Consider the following 16,247-nt stretch of genomic DNA (forward strand, 5'->3'; position numbering starts at 1 on the left):
TATTCACTGCGCGGCCTGCCTGGCCGCCGGGAGCCCGCATGGCCCGCATTACCGTCGAAGATTGCCTGGAAGTCGTAGATAACCGTTTCGATCTGGTCACGATGGCCGCCAAGCGCGCCCGCCAGCTGGCGAACGGCGTGGAACCGCAGATCGACAACAACGAAGCGCAGGACAAGCCCACCGTGCTGGCATTGCGCGAAATCGCCGCGCGCAAGATCGACAACGAGCTGATCGACCGCGTCGAGAAGGCCGAGCGCGAACGCGCCGAGCGTGAGGCGCTGGAGTGGGCCGCGGCCGAAGTGGTGGCCGACGACGACCTGTCGAAGGGCGACGACTGATCCAGTTCGTCTAACGTTCCGGTCGGAACGGACGATCGCCGGAAGGCCCGCGCAAGCGGGCTTTTCGCGTTTCAGGGCCGCCGATCCGCGTTGCCGTGGCGACGTGACTGGCATAGTCTGGCGACATGAATTCAGGTCGCATCGCCAAGGCACTCCGCAGCCCTGCTTCGTCGCGTGACGATGGCCTGCCGGAGTACGTCGTCCAGTTCGAGAAGACGGCGGCGTACCTGCCAAGGGAGCAGCTGCCGCTGCTGCGTCGGGCCTGGGAAGTCGGCGCCGCCGCTCATGCGGGGCAGACCCGCAAGTCCGGCGAACCCTACATCACCCATCCCGTGGCCGTGGCCGGCGTACTGGCCGAACTGGGCATGGACGCGGAAACGCTGATCGCGGCGATCCTGCACGACACCATCGAAGACACGCCACTGACCGGTGCAGACATCGCAGCCGAGTTCGGCGAATCGGTCGCGGAGCTGGTGGAAGGCGTCACCAAGCTGGACAAACTGAAGTTCCGCGACCGCCAGGAAGCGGCGGCGGAAAGCTTCCGCAAGATGCTGCTGGCCATGTCGCGCGACCTGCGCGTGATCATGATCAAGCTGGCCGACCGCCTGCACAACATGCGCACGCTGGGCGCGCAGGGTGCCGAGGCGCGTGGACGCATCGCCCGCGAGACGCTGGAGATCTATGCGCCCATCGCGCAGCGGCTCGGCATGAACCTGGTCAAGTCGGAGCTGCAGGACCTGGGCTTCCGCGCGCTGCATCCGTGGCGGCATGCGGTGATCGACAAGCACATCCGCAGCCAGCCGGTGATGCGCCGCGAATCGATGGCGCAGATCGAGGCGCACCTGTCGCAGCGGTTGGCGAAGGAAGGCATCGAGCATCGCCTCGTCAGCCGGGTGAAGACGCCCTGGAGCATCTACAACAAGATGCGCGCCGAAGGCAAAAGCTTCGACCGGGTGATGGACGTGTTCGGGTTCCGCGTCGTGGTCGATTCGGTGCCGTCCTGCTACCACGCGCTGGGTGCGGTGCACGCGCAGTACAAGCCGCTGGACGGGCGCTTCCGCGACTTCATCGCCATTCCCAAGGCCAACGGCTACCAGTCGCTGCACACCGTGCTGTTCGGGCCGTACGGGTCGCCCATCGAAGTGCAGATCCGCACCATCGAGATGGACCTGGTGGCCGAACGCGGCATCGCCGCGCACTGGACCTACAAGTACGGCACCGATTCGCCGAACAGCGCGCAGAACCGCGCGCATGCCTGGATCGTGGAGCTGATCGACAACCAGCGTGCGGCCGGCTCGTCGCTGGAGTTCCTCGACAACGTCAAGGTCGACCTGTTCCCCGACGAGGTCTACCTGTTCACGCCGAAGGGCAAGATCCTGTCGCTGCCGCGCAACGCCACCGCGCTGGACTTCGCGTACGCGGTCCACACCGACGTCGGCAACCAGGCGGTGGCCTCGCGCGTGGACAAGAAGCTGGTGCCGTTGCGCACCAAGCTGGCCAGTGGCCAGAGCGTGGAGATCATCACCGCCAAATCGGCCGCGCCGAAGCCGCAGTGGCTGGAGTTCGTCGTCACCAGCAAGGCGCGCACCGCCATCCGCCACCAGCTGAAGCAACTGGAGCACGAGGACGCCGTGCAGCTCGGCCACCGCATGCTGGACCGCGCGCTGGAAGACCTGGACAGCTCGCTCGAGCGCCTGCCGCAACAGCGCCTCGAAGCCTTCCTCACCGAACACAAGTATCCGCGCCTGGAGGCCTTCCTTGCCGACGTCGCGCTCGGCAACTGGATGCCGGCGCAGGCGGCGCAGGCGTTGACCGCCTTCGCCGAGTTGCGCGGTGGCGGGCATTCCAAGCATTCGCAGGAAAAGATCCTGATCACCGGCGGCGAACGCGGCGTGGTCAGCTTCGCCCAGTGCTGCCAGCCGATCCCCGGCGACGAGATCATGGGCTACCACACCGCCGGCAAGGGCATCGTGGTGCACCGGCTGGATTGCCCCAACGTCACCGAGTTCCGCAAGTCGCCGGAGCGCTGGGTACCGATCGCATGGGACGCCAAGGTCACCGGCGACTACGACGCCGCGCTGCTGATCGACGTGGAGAACCGCCCTGGCGTGCTGGCGCAGGTCGCTGCCGCCGTCGCGAAGAGCCAGTCGAACATCGAACGCGTCGAATACCTGGAGCGTGACATCAACGTCGCCGTGCTGCGCTTCTCGATCCAGGTGCGCGACCGCAACCACCTGGCGGAAGTGATGCGCCGGTTGCGACGCCTCAACGTCGTGCACGGCGTGCGCCGGCAGTGACGTAGGGCGGGTCCAGGCCCGCCGTGTTGATGCTTGTTCTTGCGGCGATGTGGTTCGGCTGCGTCGTCTTTTCGCTCAATACCATCGCGATCCGACCGGCCGCGATGGCGGGCCGGGGCCCGCCCTACGTAGAATCACGGGTTCTTACAGGAGTCGCCCATGACCAAGCAGATCATCCACACCGAGCAGGCTCCCGCCGCCATCGGCCCCTATTCGCAGGCCGTGCGTGTTGGCAACACGGTCTACTTCTCCGGGCAGATTCCGCTGGATCCGGCCACCGGCCACCTGGTCGACGGCGACATCACCGCCCAGGCACGCCGCGCCTTCGACAATCTGAAGGCGGTGGCGGAAGCGGCAGGCGGCTCGCTCGACCGCATCGTGCGGCTCGGCCTGTACCTGACCGACCTGTCGCAGTTCGCGGCCGTCAATGCGGTGATGCAGGACTATTTCGCTGCGCCGTATCCCGCGCGTTCGACCATCGAAGTCTCTGGCCTGCCGAAGGGCGCCGCGTTCGAAGTCGACGCGGTGATGGTGCTGGAGTAAGGGCGGAGGGTGCCGTGGCGCCGGGCTTGCCCGGCGCCCGGTGGTGTCCGACAGCCAGGCGCGTGGGCGACCGGCAGCGGAGCAAGCTCTGCGCTACGCGGGGCTACGCCTGGTGTCGCTGGGCGTATGCCCGGTCCAGCGCTTGAACGCCCGACGGAATTCGCGCACGTCGTTGAAGCCGATCTGGCTGCCGACGCTGGCGATGGTCATTTCCGCGTCCTGCAGCAGTTCCAGCGCACGCTCGGTGCGCACGCGGTCGTGCACGGCGCTGAAGGTGGTGCCTTCCTCGGCGAGTTGGCGCCGCAACGTGCGCTCGCTCAGGTGCAGTGCCGTGGCCACGTCCGTCATCTGCGGGTTCTCGCGCAGGCGCGGGCGCAGCTGGCGTTCGACCGCCGCGGTGCTTTCGCCGCGCAGCGACATCGCCGTGAGCTGCGCACGGCACAGCGCCAGCGCCTGCCGGGAGGTCACCGGGTTGTAGCTGGCGAACGGCAGTTCAAGCCAGCGCCGGTCCACCACCATCGCGTGCCGCGATTGGCCAAAGCGCACCTCGCAGCCGAACAGGTCGTCGTAGCGCGCGGCATAGCGCGGCGCCGGGTAGCCCAGGTCGAGCCGCAGCGGGCGGAACTCGGCACCCGCCAGCTCCCGGGCCAGCATCAGGGTGCTGGCGAACATTTCCTCGCACAGGAAAGGCAGCAGGTCGGAGGCTTCCTCGGGCGCGGTCGCGACCACGGCCAGCGCGCCGTTGTCGCCGTCCTGCATGTCCAGGTCCATCAGCGGCCCGAGGTTGCGCTGGTACTCCAGGCCGATCTGGACGGCATCGCCGAACGTGGGCGCGGTCTTCATCGCCAGGCCCAGCAGGCCGAAATTGCCGCCGTTCTGCTTCTCGCCCATCGCCAGGCCCACGCCGTCGATCGGCAGGGTCGGCAGGGCGCGGCGGATGATCTCGCTGGCCTGGCGGTAGGACACGCGCGCCTGCGGGTCGTGGATCTCCTGCACGTTCAGCCGCATGCCGGCGAACCAGCCCTCGGCGTTCACGCCGAATTCGCCGGCCAGCAGCACCAGGCCGCACAGCATGTTGGTGGGCAGGTTGGCGATCGACAGGCGATTGCCCAGTCCGGTTTTCCAGCGCATCGAAGCCCCTCCAGCTTGTCCGCTTCGCCCCCCGTAGTATGCCGCTCCCGCCCTCCGTGTCGCACCTGTCGCCGCACCAGACTGCGGGGCACTACGCAGGCGTATGGGAGGGGACTCATGCAGCGCATCATTTCCGTGGCACTGGCAGGCGCTCTGGCGCTCATGATGGGCGCGTGCCAGCCCAAGGCGCCTGAAACCGCCAGCGCCCCGGCGGCCGAGGCAGGGTTTGCCGCCACCCTGCAGGAGCGCCTGCTGGACGCCAAGCCGGGCGACGTCATCGAGATCCCCGCCGGCCGCCACAGCTTCGACCGCAGCCTGACCCTGCGCGCGGATGGCGTGACCATCCGCGGTGCCGGCATGGACAAGAGCGTGCTGAGCTTCAAGGGACAGAAGGCCGGCGCCGAGGGCCTGCTGGTCAATGGCGACGACTTCGCCATCGAGAACCTCACCATCGAGGATTCCAGGGGCGACGGCCTGAAGATCAGCGAGTCGTCGAACATCACCATCCGTGGCGTCAAGGTGCAATGGACCGGTGGGCCAAGCACGAAGAACGGCGCCTACGGCATCTACCCCGTGCTGACCAAGAACGTGCTGATCGAGGACACCGTCTCCATCGGCGCGTCCGATGCCGGCATCTACGTGGGCCAGTCCGATGGCGTCATCGTCCGCCGCAGCCGCGCCGAGCAGAACGTGGCCGGCATCGAGATCGAGAACACCCTCAATGCCGACGTCTATGAGAACGTCGCCACCGGCAACACCGGCGGCATCCTGATCTTCAACATGCCGGGCCTGTCGCAGCAGGGCGGCAACATCCGCGTGTACGCCAACCAGGTGATCGCCAACAACCACGAGAATTTCGGTGCCAAGGGCACGCCCGTGGCCAGCGTGCCGGCGGGGTCGGGCATCGTGATCAACTCCAACGACGACATCGAAGTGTTCGGCAACGAGATCCGCGACAACGCGACCGCCAACATCATCGTGTCCAGCGTGTACTCCACCGGGTACAAGGACAGCAGCGCGTCGCCGAACTTCGATCCGTACCCGGAGCGCATCCACATCCACGGCAACACCCTGTCGGGCGGCGGCGACTCGCCGGACGGCTTCGACCTGAAGGCATTGAAGGTGGCCACCTACGGGCTGCGCGGCAACTTCCCCGACGTGCTGTGGGACGGATACTTCAACAAGGATCGCGTGGTGGACGGCAAGAAGATCGGTCCGCAGATCTGCCTGCGCGACGTCAACGGCGTGATCAACGCGGACGGCCCGGGTGGCTACAAGCATCCGAACAAGGACGCGAAGGTCCATGACTGCGAGCTGCCGCGCCTGCCGGCGGTCGACCTGAAACGCGGTTGAGGCCCCCACGCATGCCGTACCGCGCGGTACTGGGTCTGGCCATGCTTGTCGCCTGCGCAGCGCTGCCCGCCTGCCGGCCAGCGCCGCAGGTGCATTTCTTCGCCGACGGCCAGCCGGCGACGCTGGACGAGTGGGGGGTACTGCGGATCGAAGGCGGGCATCTGCATCTCAACGATGGCGTGGTGCCGTACGATCTCAACACGCCGTTGTTCAGCGACTACGCACACAAGCTGCGCACGGTGTGGATGCCGGCAGGGACATCGGCGACATACCAGGCGGAACAGAGTTTCGACTTTCCCGTCGGCACCATCCTCAGCAAGACGTTCTACTACCCGCTGCCGGAAGGGCAGGCCCGGGATGGAAAGACCGTCGCGCGCACGCCACCTTCGCAGTCGTCGCTGGAAGGCGAGGCGCTGGACCTGGCCAAGGTGCGCCTGATCGAGACGCGCCTGCTCGTGCATCGGGTCGAGGGGTGGGTGGCGCTGCCTTATGTGTGGAACGACGCGCAGACGGCGGCGACGCTGAAGCGCACCGGTGAACTGATCCCGCTCGAACTCGTCGATGCGCAGGGCAAGCGCGAGCCGGCCGACTACCAGGTGCCGGACCAGAACCAGTGCGGCGGCTGCCACATCACCGACAACAAGTCGCGCAAGCTGCTGCCGATCGGCCCTAAGGCGCGGCATCTGAATCGCGACTTCGACTACACCGGTGGCAAGGAGAACCAGCTCGCGCACCTGGTGCGCGTCGGTTATCTGTCCGGCGTGCCCGCAACGCCGCCGCAGTTGGCGGATGCGATGGATGCCAGAGCACCGCTCGACGCGCGCGCGCGCGCCTACCTGGACGTCAACTGTGGCCACTGCCACAGCGCCACCGGCCCGGCGATCACGTCCGGGCTGTGGCTGGATGCGCACACGCAGGACCGGCTGAAGCTGGGTTTCTGCAAGCAGCCGATCGCCGCGGGCAAGGGCACGGGCAACCGGCGCTACGACATCGTGCCGGGCCATGCGGCCGATTCCATCTTCGACTACCGGTTGGACAGCGACGACCCCGCGATCATGATGCCGGAGCTGGGGCGCTCGGTCGTCCATCGGGAAGGGGTCGCGCTGATCCGCGCGTGGATCGATGCGCAGTCAGGCAGTTGCGATACCGCAGGCACAGGCAGTGAACCACCGCCGGCCACCTGAGGCCGGTTTCCGCACAACGCTTCCGGGAGGGCGTGATGAGAGTGATGCAACGGGATCTGGTCGTGGGGCTTCGGCGGGCGTTGTTCGGCGGTTGCGTGGTGTTGGGTGCGAGCGGCACGGCCTGGGCGCAGGCGACGCCTGAAGGCGAGCAGCAGGCCACCAACCTCGACACCATCACCGTCACTGCACAGAGCCGCCAGCAGGAATTGCAGGACGTGCCGATCGCGCTGCAGGTCGTCGACCAGCAACTGCTCGACGACGTCGCGGCGGAGAACCTGGGCGACATCGACGCTTTCGTGCCGGGCCTGGTGGTGGATGCCGCGCAGCCGACGCAGCCTTCGTTCCGCCTGCGCGGCGTGGAGACCAACGATTTCGGCATCGGTACCGATCCGGCCGTCGGCATCTTCGTCGACGGCGTGTACGGCGGCCGCGGCGGCGGCGTGCTGCTGCCGTTTCTCGACGTGGAGCGCATCGAGGTGCTGAAGGGGCCGCAGGGCACGCTATTCGGTCGCAACACCGCCGCCGGCGCGATCTCGCTGGTGACGCGGCGGCCGCAGGACGAGACCGAAGCACGCCTGCGCCTGCGGCTGGGCAACTACGGCAAGCAGTACGTCGATGCGATGTGGAACATCCCGGTCAGCGACGTCTCGGCGTTCCGGATCAACGCGCTGTTCAACCACAGCGACGGCTGGTTCCAGGACGGCGCCACCGGCAAGGACCTCGGTGGCGAGAACGTCTGGGCCGCGCGCGCGGCGTGGCAGTTGCGCATCGGCGACAACACCACCGCGCTGCTGAGCTGGGACCATGAAAGCCTGGACCAGAACGGCCGCGTCACCACCGGCATCGTGCCCTTGCCGGCCTATCCGCAACGACCGCCGGTGCCGGCGGATCCGGACGACTACCTGGATCCGCGCAAGGTACCGACCTACAGCGACGCGGAGAACGCCGAGTGGCGCACCTTCGATGGGGTCACCCTGATCCTCGAGCACGCCTTCACCTGGGGCAACCTGACCTCGACGTCGTCGTGGCGCGAGTACGACTCGAAGAACCAGACCGAGGAAGACGGCACCAACCGCGCCGACCTCTACATCGACTCGGTCAACACCGAGAGCAACGAGACCTTCTACCAGGAGTTCAAGTTCGCCGGCAGCAATGCACGGCTGGACTGGGTGGCCGGCGCGAGTTTCTTCAAGGAGGACGCACGCCAGACCAGCGAGGTGAACACCAATACCGAAGCGGTCGACAACATCGTGCGCAACCTCGGTATCGCGTACGAAATGGGTGTGCCGGACGGCAGCCTCTTCAACTTCACGTCGTTGCTGGCACAGATGAACGGCATCCCGGTGTCGCTGGTGGGCGACCGCTGGAACGAGCGTTTCAACAACACGCTGTCGACCACCGCCTACGCGGCGTTCGGCGACGTGATCTGGCGCGCGACCGACAAGCTCAACCTGACCTTCGGCCTGCGCTATACCCGCGACGAGAAGGACTTCACCTGGCTCAACACGCCGCGCAACGCGCCGGAGCTGGAAGCCAAGCTGGCGTTGCTGGAATCGCTGGGCTTCTTCGCCGCGCTGGGACAGATGGGCATCCCGATCACCCGCGAACTGCTGACCTTCGACATGGCCTTCATCGATCCGCCGGCGATGGTCAACAAGGGCGTGCTGGTGCGCGACAAGCGCAGCTGGAGCGATGTCAGTCCGCGCTTCGTGGTCGACTACCACCTGGACGACCGGACCATGGTGTTCGGCTCGCTGGCCAAGGGCTACAAGGCCGGCGGCTTCAACGCGCTGCAGATCGGTCCGGCGTTCGAGAACGAGGACGTCTGGAACCTGGAGGCCGGCATCAAGCAGTCGTTCGGCCGCTTCGCCTGGAACGCCTCGCTGTTCCACTACCGCTACGACAACCGGCAATCGGTGCGCCTGATCGACCCCGATCCGAACAACCCGGTCGACATCCCGCGTTTCGTGTTCGACACCGGCGACCTGGAAGCGACCGGCATCGACGTCGACCTGCGCTGGAAGGTGACCGACGGCTTCACGCTGGACGCGCAGGCCGAGTGGATCGATTCCAGGTACAAGGACTACGTGACGCCGGAAGGCGTGGACCTGGATGGCGAGCCGACCGGTGAGCCGCGCTTCAGTGCATCGGTCGGTGCCGCCTACCAGGTCGACCTGGCGGACCACGGCGCGTTGCGCTTCTCGGCGCGGCACGCCTACCGCGGCCGCAGCCGTTGCAACGAAGGCTCGGACCTGCAGGGCGATTGCGGTGTCAACGCACTGCTCGACATCGGCGAAGCGCGCGATCGCACCGACGTCCGCATCGGCTGGACCGCGCCGCGGGGGCACTGGAGCTGGGCGGTGTACGGCAACAACGTGTTCGACAACCAGTACGTGAAAGGCCTGAATACCTACGGCCGTAGCCCGCTGGGCGTGGTGGGCGCCACCATCACCGAGCCGCGCACGTACGGCATGGAAGTGGCCGTGAAGTTCTGATCCATGCGGTGATGCATCTGGCGCAGGCCCCGGCATCGTGAGGTGCCGGGGTTTTTGTTTCGCGCGGTTCCCGGCATCCTTGTGCGATGCCTGCACGTCGCGACTCGCCGTCCATCGATCTTTCCGCCGAACCCCTGAGCCGCCTGCCCGGCGTGGGGCCGCGCGCGGCGGAGAAGCTCGCGGCGCGAGGCCTGGTGACGATGCAGGACCTGTGGCTGCACCTGCCGCTGCGTTACGAGGACCGCACGGCGATCACCCCCATCCGCCTGCTACAACCGGGTGTGCCGGCGCAGGTGGAAGGGCGCGTGGAGGCGGTGGAGCGCGGCTTCCGCTATCGCCCGGTGCTGCGGGTCGCGGTGGGCGACGATTCCCGCGGGTCGCTGGTGCTGCGCTTTTTCCATTTCCGCGCCGCGCAGGTCGCGCAGTTCTCGGTCGGCGCGCGAATCCGCTGCTACGGCACGCCCAAGCCCGGCCAGCACGGCCTGGAGATCGTGCATCCCAGTTATCGCGTGCTGGGGGACGACGATGACGCGGCGCTGGGCGATGCGCTGGATCCCGTCTACCCGGCCGTGGAGGGCCTCGGACCGGCGAGCATCCGCAAGCTGATCGGCCAGGCGCTTGAGCGGCTGCCCGACGACGATCGCCTGGAACTGCTGCCGCCCGCATTGCTGGACGGACTGCAGCTGCCGTCGCTGCGGCAGGCGCTGCTGACCATGCATCGACCGCCGCGCGACGCGGATGTCGCGGCACTCGCCCTCGGCGCGCATCCCGCGCAGCGAAGGCTGGCGATCGAGGAATTGCTGGCCCACCACCTGAGCCTGCGTCGCCAGCGGCTTGCGCTGCAACGCCATGGCGCACCGGTGCTGAAGGGCCGGGGCGCACTGGTGAAAGCGCTGGTGAAGGCGCTGCCGTTCACGCTGACGGGCGCGCAGCAGCGCGTGTTCGCACAGATCCGCGAGGACATCGCCAGGCCGTCGCCGATGCTGCGGCTGGTGCAGGGCGACGTCGGCAGCGGCAAGACCGTCGTGGCCGCATTGGCGGGCATGCTGGCGGTGGAAGCCGGCAAGCAAGTGGCATTGGCCGCACCGACCGAACTGCTGGCGGAGCAGCACCTGGCCAACCTGCGCGCCTGGCTGGAACCGCTCGGCGTGCGCGTCGCCTGGCTGGCCGGCAAGGTCACCGGAAAAGCACGCGCCAGCGTGCTGGCGCAGGTGGCCTCGGGTGAAGCGCAGGTGGTGGTGGGTACCCATGCGCTGATGCAGGAGGCGGTGACCTTCCACGATCTCGGCCTGGCCATCGTCGATGAGCAGCACCGGTTCGGCGTGCACCAGCGGCTGGCGTTGCGCGACAAGGGGGCGGGCACGGATCGCGTGCCCCACCAGCTGGTGATGACGGCAACGCCGATCCCGCGCACGCTGGCGATGGCCGCCTATGCCGACCTGGATGTGTCCGCCATCGACGAGCTGCCGCCCGGACGCACCCCGGTGCAGACCGTCGCGTTGAGCGCGGAGCGGCGGCCGGAACTGGTCGAGCGCATCCGCACCGCCTGCGCGGAAGGGCGGCAGGCATACTGGGTCTGCACCCTGATCGACGACAGCGATGAAGTCGTCGCCCAGGCGGCGCAGACCACGTTCGAAACGTTGTCCGCGTCGTTGCCGGAGGCGCGCATCGCGCTGGTGCATGGCCGCATGAAGGCCGCCGACAAGCAGGCCACGATGCGCCGCTTCAAGGAGGGGGACGTCGACCTGCTGGTGGCGACGACGGTGATCGAAGTCGGCGTCGACGTGCCCAATGCCTCGCTGATGATCATCGAGAACGCGGAACGGCTGGGCCTCGCGCAGTTGCACCAGTTGCGTGGCCGCGTGGGACGCGGCGCGACGGCGTCGACCTGCGTGCTGATGTACCAGCCGCCGCTGTCGATGATGGCCAAGCATCGGCTGGCGACGATGCGGGAAACCAACGACGGCTTCGTCATCGCCGAGAAGGATCTGGAACTGCGCGGCCCGGGCGAACTGCTCGGCACGCGGCAGACCGGACTGGCCGCGTTCCGCGTCGCCGACCTGGCGCGCGACGCGGGCCTGCTGCCGCAGGTGCACGCGTTGGCAGAGCGCCTGCTCGCCGACGATCCTGCCTCGGCGGACCGTGTGATCCAGCGCTGGGTGGGCGGTGCGGCGAGATACGCATCGGCCTGATCTGTCTGTATGAGGGGCTTAAGCCCCGACGCTCTTCGGTCAGCCATCTGCGACCCGATCGAAAGGCATCGGGGCTGAAGCCCCTCCTACAGCGCCCTTACGCTTCCATGGTGCCGCCAGCGGTGCGAGACTCGGCGGCCAGAAAAGACGAAGAGAGAAAGATGACTGACAGGATTCCCCTGTTGATCGACACCGATCCCGGTGTCGACGACGCGCTGGCCTTGTTGATGGCGTTCAACGATACGCGCCACGACATCGTCGGCCTGACCATCGCGGCCGGTAACGTGGGCCTGCAGCACACCGTGCGCAACGCCCTGAAGCTGTGTGAGGTCGCGGGTCGCGACGACATCCCCGTGTTCGCTGGCGCGCCCGCGCCGCTGCTGCACCCGTCCCCGGATGCGGGCTACGTCCACGGTCAGGACGGTTTCGGCGATGTCGGTTTCCCGCCTGCCGCTCGCCCGGTGGAGGCCGAGCATGCCGCGCTGGCGATCCTGCGCCTGTCGCACGAGTACGCGGGCCGGCTGGTGCTGGTCGCGCTCGGACCGCTGACCAACGTGGCGCTGGCGCTCAAACTGGACCCGACGCTGCCGCAGCGCATCGCGCGCCTGGTCGTGATGGGCGGGGCGGCGACCTGCCACGGCAACATCACGCCCGCGGCGGAATTCAATTTCTACTTCGACCCCGAAGCCGCCCACCTGGTGCTGGAGGCGTTCGAGCGCTACGACCTGGCCGACTGGGAAGCCACCATCGCCCACGGCCTGCACCATGAGCGCGTGGCGGACTGGCTGCGGGCGGATTCCGACCGCGCCAGGTTTTACGACCGCATCTCCGAAAAGACCCGGTCATGGTCCGCCGACCGTCGTGGCGACCACTGGTTCGCCGCCGATGCGTTGGCCATGGCCTTCGTGCTGGCGCCGGAAGGCGCGCTGGAACTGGCCGAACGGCCGCTGGCGGTCGAATTGCAGGGCATCCACGCCCGCGGCGCCTCGATCGTGGACTGGCGCAGGGAAGGGGGGCTGCCGGACAAGGCCAATATCCTGCTGCGCTACGACCAGGCGCGGTTCGAGGCCCTGATCGAGGCGGCGCTGGCGGCCGGCTGACGCCGGGTTGCACGGGACGGGCAGGGCGGTCTACAATGCCGCTCTTCCATTCCCTGCTACACGGTGTTCCCGCCATGAAGGCCGACATCCATCCGAATTACCGCGAAGTCGTCTTCCACGACGTGACCTCCGATTTCAAGTTCCTGACGCGCTCCACGCTGGGCAGCAAGGAAACGACGAAGTGGGAAGACGGCAACGACTACCCGCTGATCAAGGTCGAAATCTCTTCGGCTTCGCACCCGTTCTACACGGGCAAGCACAAGGTCATCGACACCAGCGGCCGTATCGACAAGTTCCAGAAGCGCTACGCGCGCTGATCGAACCGTCGTTCGCCTGATCTGCCAGCGGCCGCGCCTTGTGCGCGGCCGTTCGCGTTTGCGCGTGCGCCTCGTGCGCCATGCCGGAACGCAGGGTTGCGGTGGCGACCTTATTCTTTGGTCTGACGTTGGTACGGTATCGAGCGACGGCTCCAAACCCGCTATGCGATAATTCGGCTCATCCAAGGTTCACTCCCTGGACTCCCGTCACACGTCGGCAGGGCCTCTGTCGGCGTTACCCCACGAAGGAGCGCACACTGTGTCCGAACTTGACCAGGTCACGCTGAATGCCGGCGACAAATCGGTCGTCCTGCCAGTCCTGAAGCCCACGCTTGGCAACGACTGCGTCGATATTTCCAAGCTGACCAAGGAAACGGGTCTTTTCACCTACGACTCCGGTTTCACCGCCACCGCCAGCTGCAAGTCGGCCATCACCTACATCGACGGCGACAATGGCGTGCTGCTGTACCGCGGCTACCCGATCGAGCAGTTGGCGAAGCACTCCAACTTCCTCGAAGTCTCGTACCTGTTGATGAATGGCGAACTGCCGACGCCGGCGGATTTCGCCGCGTTCGAGCACGAAGTCACGCATCACACGATGATGCACGAGTCGCTGAAGAACTTCCTGCACGGTTTCCACTACGACGCGCACCCGATGGCCATGCTGGCCGGCACCGTCGCGTCGCTGTCGGCGTTCTACCACGACACGCTGGACCTGGAAGATCCCGAGCAGCGCCGCTTGGCCGCCATCCGGCTGCTGGCGAAGATGCCGACCCTGGCCGCCGCCGCGTACCGCTATTCGATCGGCTGGCCGATCCGCTATCCGCGCAACAACCTCGATTACGTCGACCGGTTCCTGCACATGATGTTCGAAGTGCCGAGCGAGCCGCTGGAGATGAATCCGGTGGTCGCCAAGGCGCTCGACCTGCTGTTCATCCTGCACGCGGACCACGAGCAGAACGCATCGACCTCGACGGTCCGCCTGGTCGGTTCGACGGGTGCCAATCCGTACGCGTCGGTCGCCGCCGGCATCACCGCCCTGTGGGGTCCCGCGCATGGCGGCGCCAACGAGGCCGTGCTGAAGATGCTGGAAGAGATCGGCACGCCGGACAAGGTCGAGACCGCCATCGCCAAGGCCAAGGACAAGGAATCGGGCTTCCGCCTGATGGGCTTCGGCCACCGCGTCTACAAGAACTTCGATCCGCGCGCCAAGATCATCCGCGAGATGACCCACAAGGTACTGGGCGAACTGGGTGTCGACGATCCGCTGCTGGAAGTGGCCCTGAAGCTGGAAGAGGCGGCGCTGAAGGACGAATACTTCATCCAGCGCAAGCTTTACCCGAACGTCGATTTCTACAGCGGCATCATCTACAAGGCGCTGAAGATCCCGACCGAGATGTTCACCGTCATGTTCGCCATCGGCCGTACCGCCGGCTGGGTGTCGCACTGGCTGGAGCAGCAGGTCGATCCGGAAGCGAAGATCGGCCGTCCGCGCCAGATCTACACCGGCTATGCGCCGCGCGACTACGTGCCGACCGACAAGCGCTGATATCGCCTGCAGTAAGACGAGAAAGGCCCCGCGAGGGGCCTTTTTCCGTTGCAGCGTCAGGCATCGGGCCGCACGTCGACGCGTGTCGCCATGGCATGCAGGGCGAAGCCGTGGATCGCGCTGTCGGTGGTGGTCGTGCAGTTCGACAGTACGCTCACCTGGTAGCGGTCCGCGGCCGGCGAGAGCGCGGTGAAGACCACACAGTTCTGCGTCATCATGCCGGCGACCCGCAGGCGGGTGACGCCGAGACCGGCCAGCGCATCGGCGAGTCCGGTCTGGTGGAAGCTGTCGGCGTACTGCTTCACGATGACGGGCGCGTCGGGTGCGGCCGCACGCAGGCGGTCATGGAGGTCGATACCGCGCGTGCCCGATCGGAACAGAGGGCTGTCCTCGCTGGCGGCGACGTGCTGGACCAGCACGACGGGTTCGCCGCGCGATCGGGCGCGGTCGATCGCGGTGACGATGGCATCGAGCGTGGCGTCCGCATTCCAGAGCGGGAATGCGCCACCCGGGAAGTAGTCGTTCTGTACGTCGATGACGAGCAGGGCGGTGGTCATGCGTTACCTTGTCGAGGAGGGAGCCGCCATCGTAGGCAGGCGTCCTGCCTGCGGACATTGCAGCCTGCAAGAAGCCGTGCCTGTTTCCTTGAGGATTGAAAGACATGTCCCTGGACAAGATGGACCGGACCATCCTGGCTGCGTTGGCGCGCGATGCGCGCATGACATGGCAGTCGGTGGGGCGGCAGGTGCATCTGACGGGGCAGGCGGTCGCCACGCGCGTGCAGCAGATGGTCGAAGGCGGCACGATCCGCGGCTTCACGGTGGTGCGCGGCGACCTGCGGCGTTACTTCATCACGGTGTTCATGGATACGCCGCAGTTCGACGCCTTCGAGGCGTTCCTGCAGTCGCACGTGGACGTCGAGAGCGCCAGCAAGGTCGCGGGCGAAGGCTGCTACCAGGTGGTGCTGGCCTGCGAGGGCGATGCCGGACTGGACGCCTTCACGCAGGCGCTGCTGCGTTATGGCCGCTACAAGGTCGCCAGCGAGTTGCGGCGCGTGAAGCCGTAAGCTGCCGCCTCAGCGGAGCGCGACATCCTGCTCGTAACCGGCGATGTCTTCTTCTGCGAGCAGCTGGCGCAGCTGCGCGGCTGAGGCCCGCTTCATCGGCTTTTCGTCCACGCTCGAGAGTGGTGCCTGGCGCAACGCGTCGTGCGGCAACACGGTCAGGTCGAAGCTCAGTTCCTCGGCACTGAACACCCACACGGGCAGGTCGGCCACGCGTTCGCGGTCCATGCGCAACCGGCGCTCGCGGGATTCGGCGGGGACGCGATGGTCTTCCAGGAGGCGGGTCACCGCATCCGGGTCGTCGCTGTGGACGTGCAGATGGACGGGCGTGTTGGCGTCGGCCGTTCCCTCGAGCACGGGACCCACCAGGCGCGGCGAGAAGCCGGACAGGAATTCCATGGCGCGTAGCGCGGCCTCGCGCCGCTGCCTCAGGCCGGCTGTGTGCGCCTCGCCGGCGAACAGGCGCTGGTATTCGCGCAGTGCGTCCTCGATCTCGCGGTTGCGGGGCAGGGAAGCATCGTCGTGGATGCCGAGGCGGCTGGCCGCCTTCAGCTTGGCCTGGTGGAAGTCGCGGATGCCGCCTTCGGCCATCAACCGTGCGGCTTCATGCGCCAGCCGCTGGCGGCGCTCGCGCGTGCGGGTTTCGGCGTGCTGACGGGCATGGTGCATGACAGGCCTCCGCGTC

14 protein-coding genes are annotated in these 16,247 nt (G+C 67.2%); 11 read left to right on the plus strand and 3 right to left on the minus strand.

Features of this window, described 5'->3' with window-relative positions; translation table 11 throughout:
- Positions 1-38 precede the first annotated feature (38 nt).
- The 3 genes from rpoZ (at position 39) to V7060_RS00785 (ending at position 3,178) form a co-directional block, all read left to right on the plus strand.
- Positions 39-338: a DNA-directed RNA polymerase subunit omega gene (gene rpoZ, locus V7060_RS00775; RefSeq protein WP_296278197.1), complete on the plus strand. Its 300-nt coding sequence runs from the start codon at positions 39-41 to the stop codon at positions 336-338.
- Positions 339-463: 125 nt separating this feature from the next.
- Complete coding sequence (locus V7060_RS00780) at positions 464-2,635, plus strand: bifunctional (p)ppGpp synthetase/guanosine-3',5'-bis(diphosphate) 3'-pyrophosphohydrolase (protein WP_334177365.1); 2,172 nt, start codon at positions 464-466, stop codon at positions 2,633-2,635.
- Between the two features lie 159 nt (positions 2,636-2,794).
- A complete protein-coding gene (locus V7060_RS00785) occupies positions 2,795-3,178 on the plus strand; it encodes a RidA family protein (protein ID WP_334177366.1) in 384 nt (127 codons plus the stop codon).
- Between the two features lie 93 nt (positions 3,179-3,271).
- On the opposite strand, the gene V7060_RS00790 is transcribed toward V7060_RS00785, so the two are convergent.
- The gene (locus tag V7060_RS00790; RefSeq protein ID WP_334177367.1) at positions 3,272-4,309 is read right to left on the minus strand and encodes an AraC family transcriptional regulator; all 1,038 of its coding nucleotides are present in this window, start codon (positions 4,307-4,309) and stop codon (positions 3,272-3,274) included.
- Between the two features lie 117 nt (positions 4,310-4,426).
- Here V7060_RS00790 and V7060_RS00795 point away from each other — a divergent pair, with 117 nt between their 5' ends.
- From V7060_RS00795 to V7060_RS00825, 7 genes are all read left to right on the plus strand, one after another.
- The gene (locus V7060_RS00795) at positions 4,427-5,662 is read left to right on the plus strand and encodes a parallel beta-helix domain-containing protein (RefSeq protein WP_334177368.1); all 1,236 of its coding nucleotides are present in this window, start codon (positions 4,427-4,429) and stop codon (positions 5,660-5,662) included.
- A gap of 11 nt (positions 5,663-5,673) precedes the next feature.
- Positions 5,674-6,846 (plus strand): SO2930 family diheme c-type cytochrome, encoded by a 1,173-nt coding sequence (locus V7060_RS00800; RefSeq protein ID WP_334177369.1) that lies wholly within the window; start codon positions 5,674-5,676, stop codon positions 6,844-6,846.
- A gap of 35 nt (positions 6,847-6,881) precedes the next feature.
- The gene (locus tag V7060_RS00805; protein WP_334177370.1) at positions 6,882-9,341 is read left to right on the plus strand and encodes a TonB-dependent receptor; all 2,460 of its coding nucleotides are present in this window, start codon (positions 6,882-6,884) and stop codon (positions 9,339-9,341) included.
- A gap of 86 nt (positions 9,342-9,427) precedes the next feature.
- The gene (recG, locus tag V7060_RS00810; protein ID WP_334177371.1) at positions 9,428-11,533 is read left to right on the plus strand and encodes an ATP-dependent DNA helicase RecG; all 2,106 of its coding nucleotides are present in this window, start codon (positions 9,428-9,430) and stop codon (positions 11,531-11,533) included.
- Positions 11,534-11,694: 161 nt separating this feature from the next.
- The gene (locus V7060_RS00815; protein WP_334177372.1) at positions 11,695-12,633 is read left to right on the plus strand and encodes a nucleoside hydrolase; all 939 of its coding nucleotides are present in this window, start codon (positions 11,695-11,697) and stop codon (positions 12,631-12,633) included.
- Between the two features lie 74 nt (positions 12,634-12,707).
- Positions 12,708-12,950 carry a type B 50S ribosomal protein L31 gene (locus V7060_RS00820; protein WP_055940095.1) on the plus strand — a complete coding sequence of 81 codons (243 nt, stop codon included), beginning with the start codon at positions 12,708-12,710 and terminating at the stop codon, positions 12,948-12,950.
- A 259-nt stretch (positions 12,951-13,209) separates the two neighbouring features.
- Complete coding sequence (locus V7060_RS00825) at positions 13,210-14,499, plus strand: citrate synthase (RefSeq protein ID WP_334177373.1); 1,290 nt, start codon at positions 13,210-13,212, stop codon at positions 14,497-14,499.
- Positions 14,500-14,555: 56 nt separating this feature from the next.
- Here the strand turns inward: V7060_RS00825 and V7060_RS00830 are convergent, their stop codons facing one another.
- Positions 14,556-15,056 carry a cysteine hydrolase family protein gene (locus tag V7060_RS00830; RefSeq protein ID WP_334177374.1) on the minus strand — a complete coding sequence of 167 codons (501 nt, stop codon included), beginning with the start codon at positions 15,054-15,056 and terminating at the stop codon, positions 14,556-14,558.
- Positions 15,057-15,160: 104 nt separating this feature from the next.
- On the opposite strand from V7060_RS00830, the gene V7060_RS00835 reads away from it, so the two are divergent.
- Positions 15,161-15,565 (plus strand): Lrp/AsnC family transcriptional regulator, encoded by a 405-nt coding sequence (locus V7060_RS00835; RefSeq protein ID WP_334177375.1) that lies wholly within the window; start codon positions 15,161-15,163, stop codon positions 15,563-15,565.
- Between the two features lie 9 nt (positions 15,566-15,574).
- Here the strand turns inward: V7060_RS00835 and V7060_RS00840 are convergent, their stop codons facing one another.
- Positions 15,575-16,231 (minus strand): hypothetical protein, encoded by a 657-nt coding sequence (locus tag V7060_RS00840; RefSeq protein ID WP_334177376.1) that lies wholly within the window; start codon positions 16,229-16,231, stop codon positions 15,575-15,577.
- Positions 16,232-16,247 lie beyond the last annotated feature (16 nt).

It is taken from the genome of Pseudoxanthomonas sp. (genome assembly GCF_036845285.1).
Lineage (GTDB): Bacteria > Pseudomonadota > Gammaproteobacteria > Xanthomonadales > Xanthomonadaceae > Pseudoxanthomonas_A.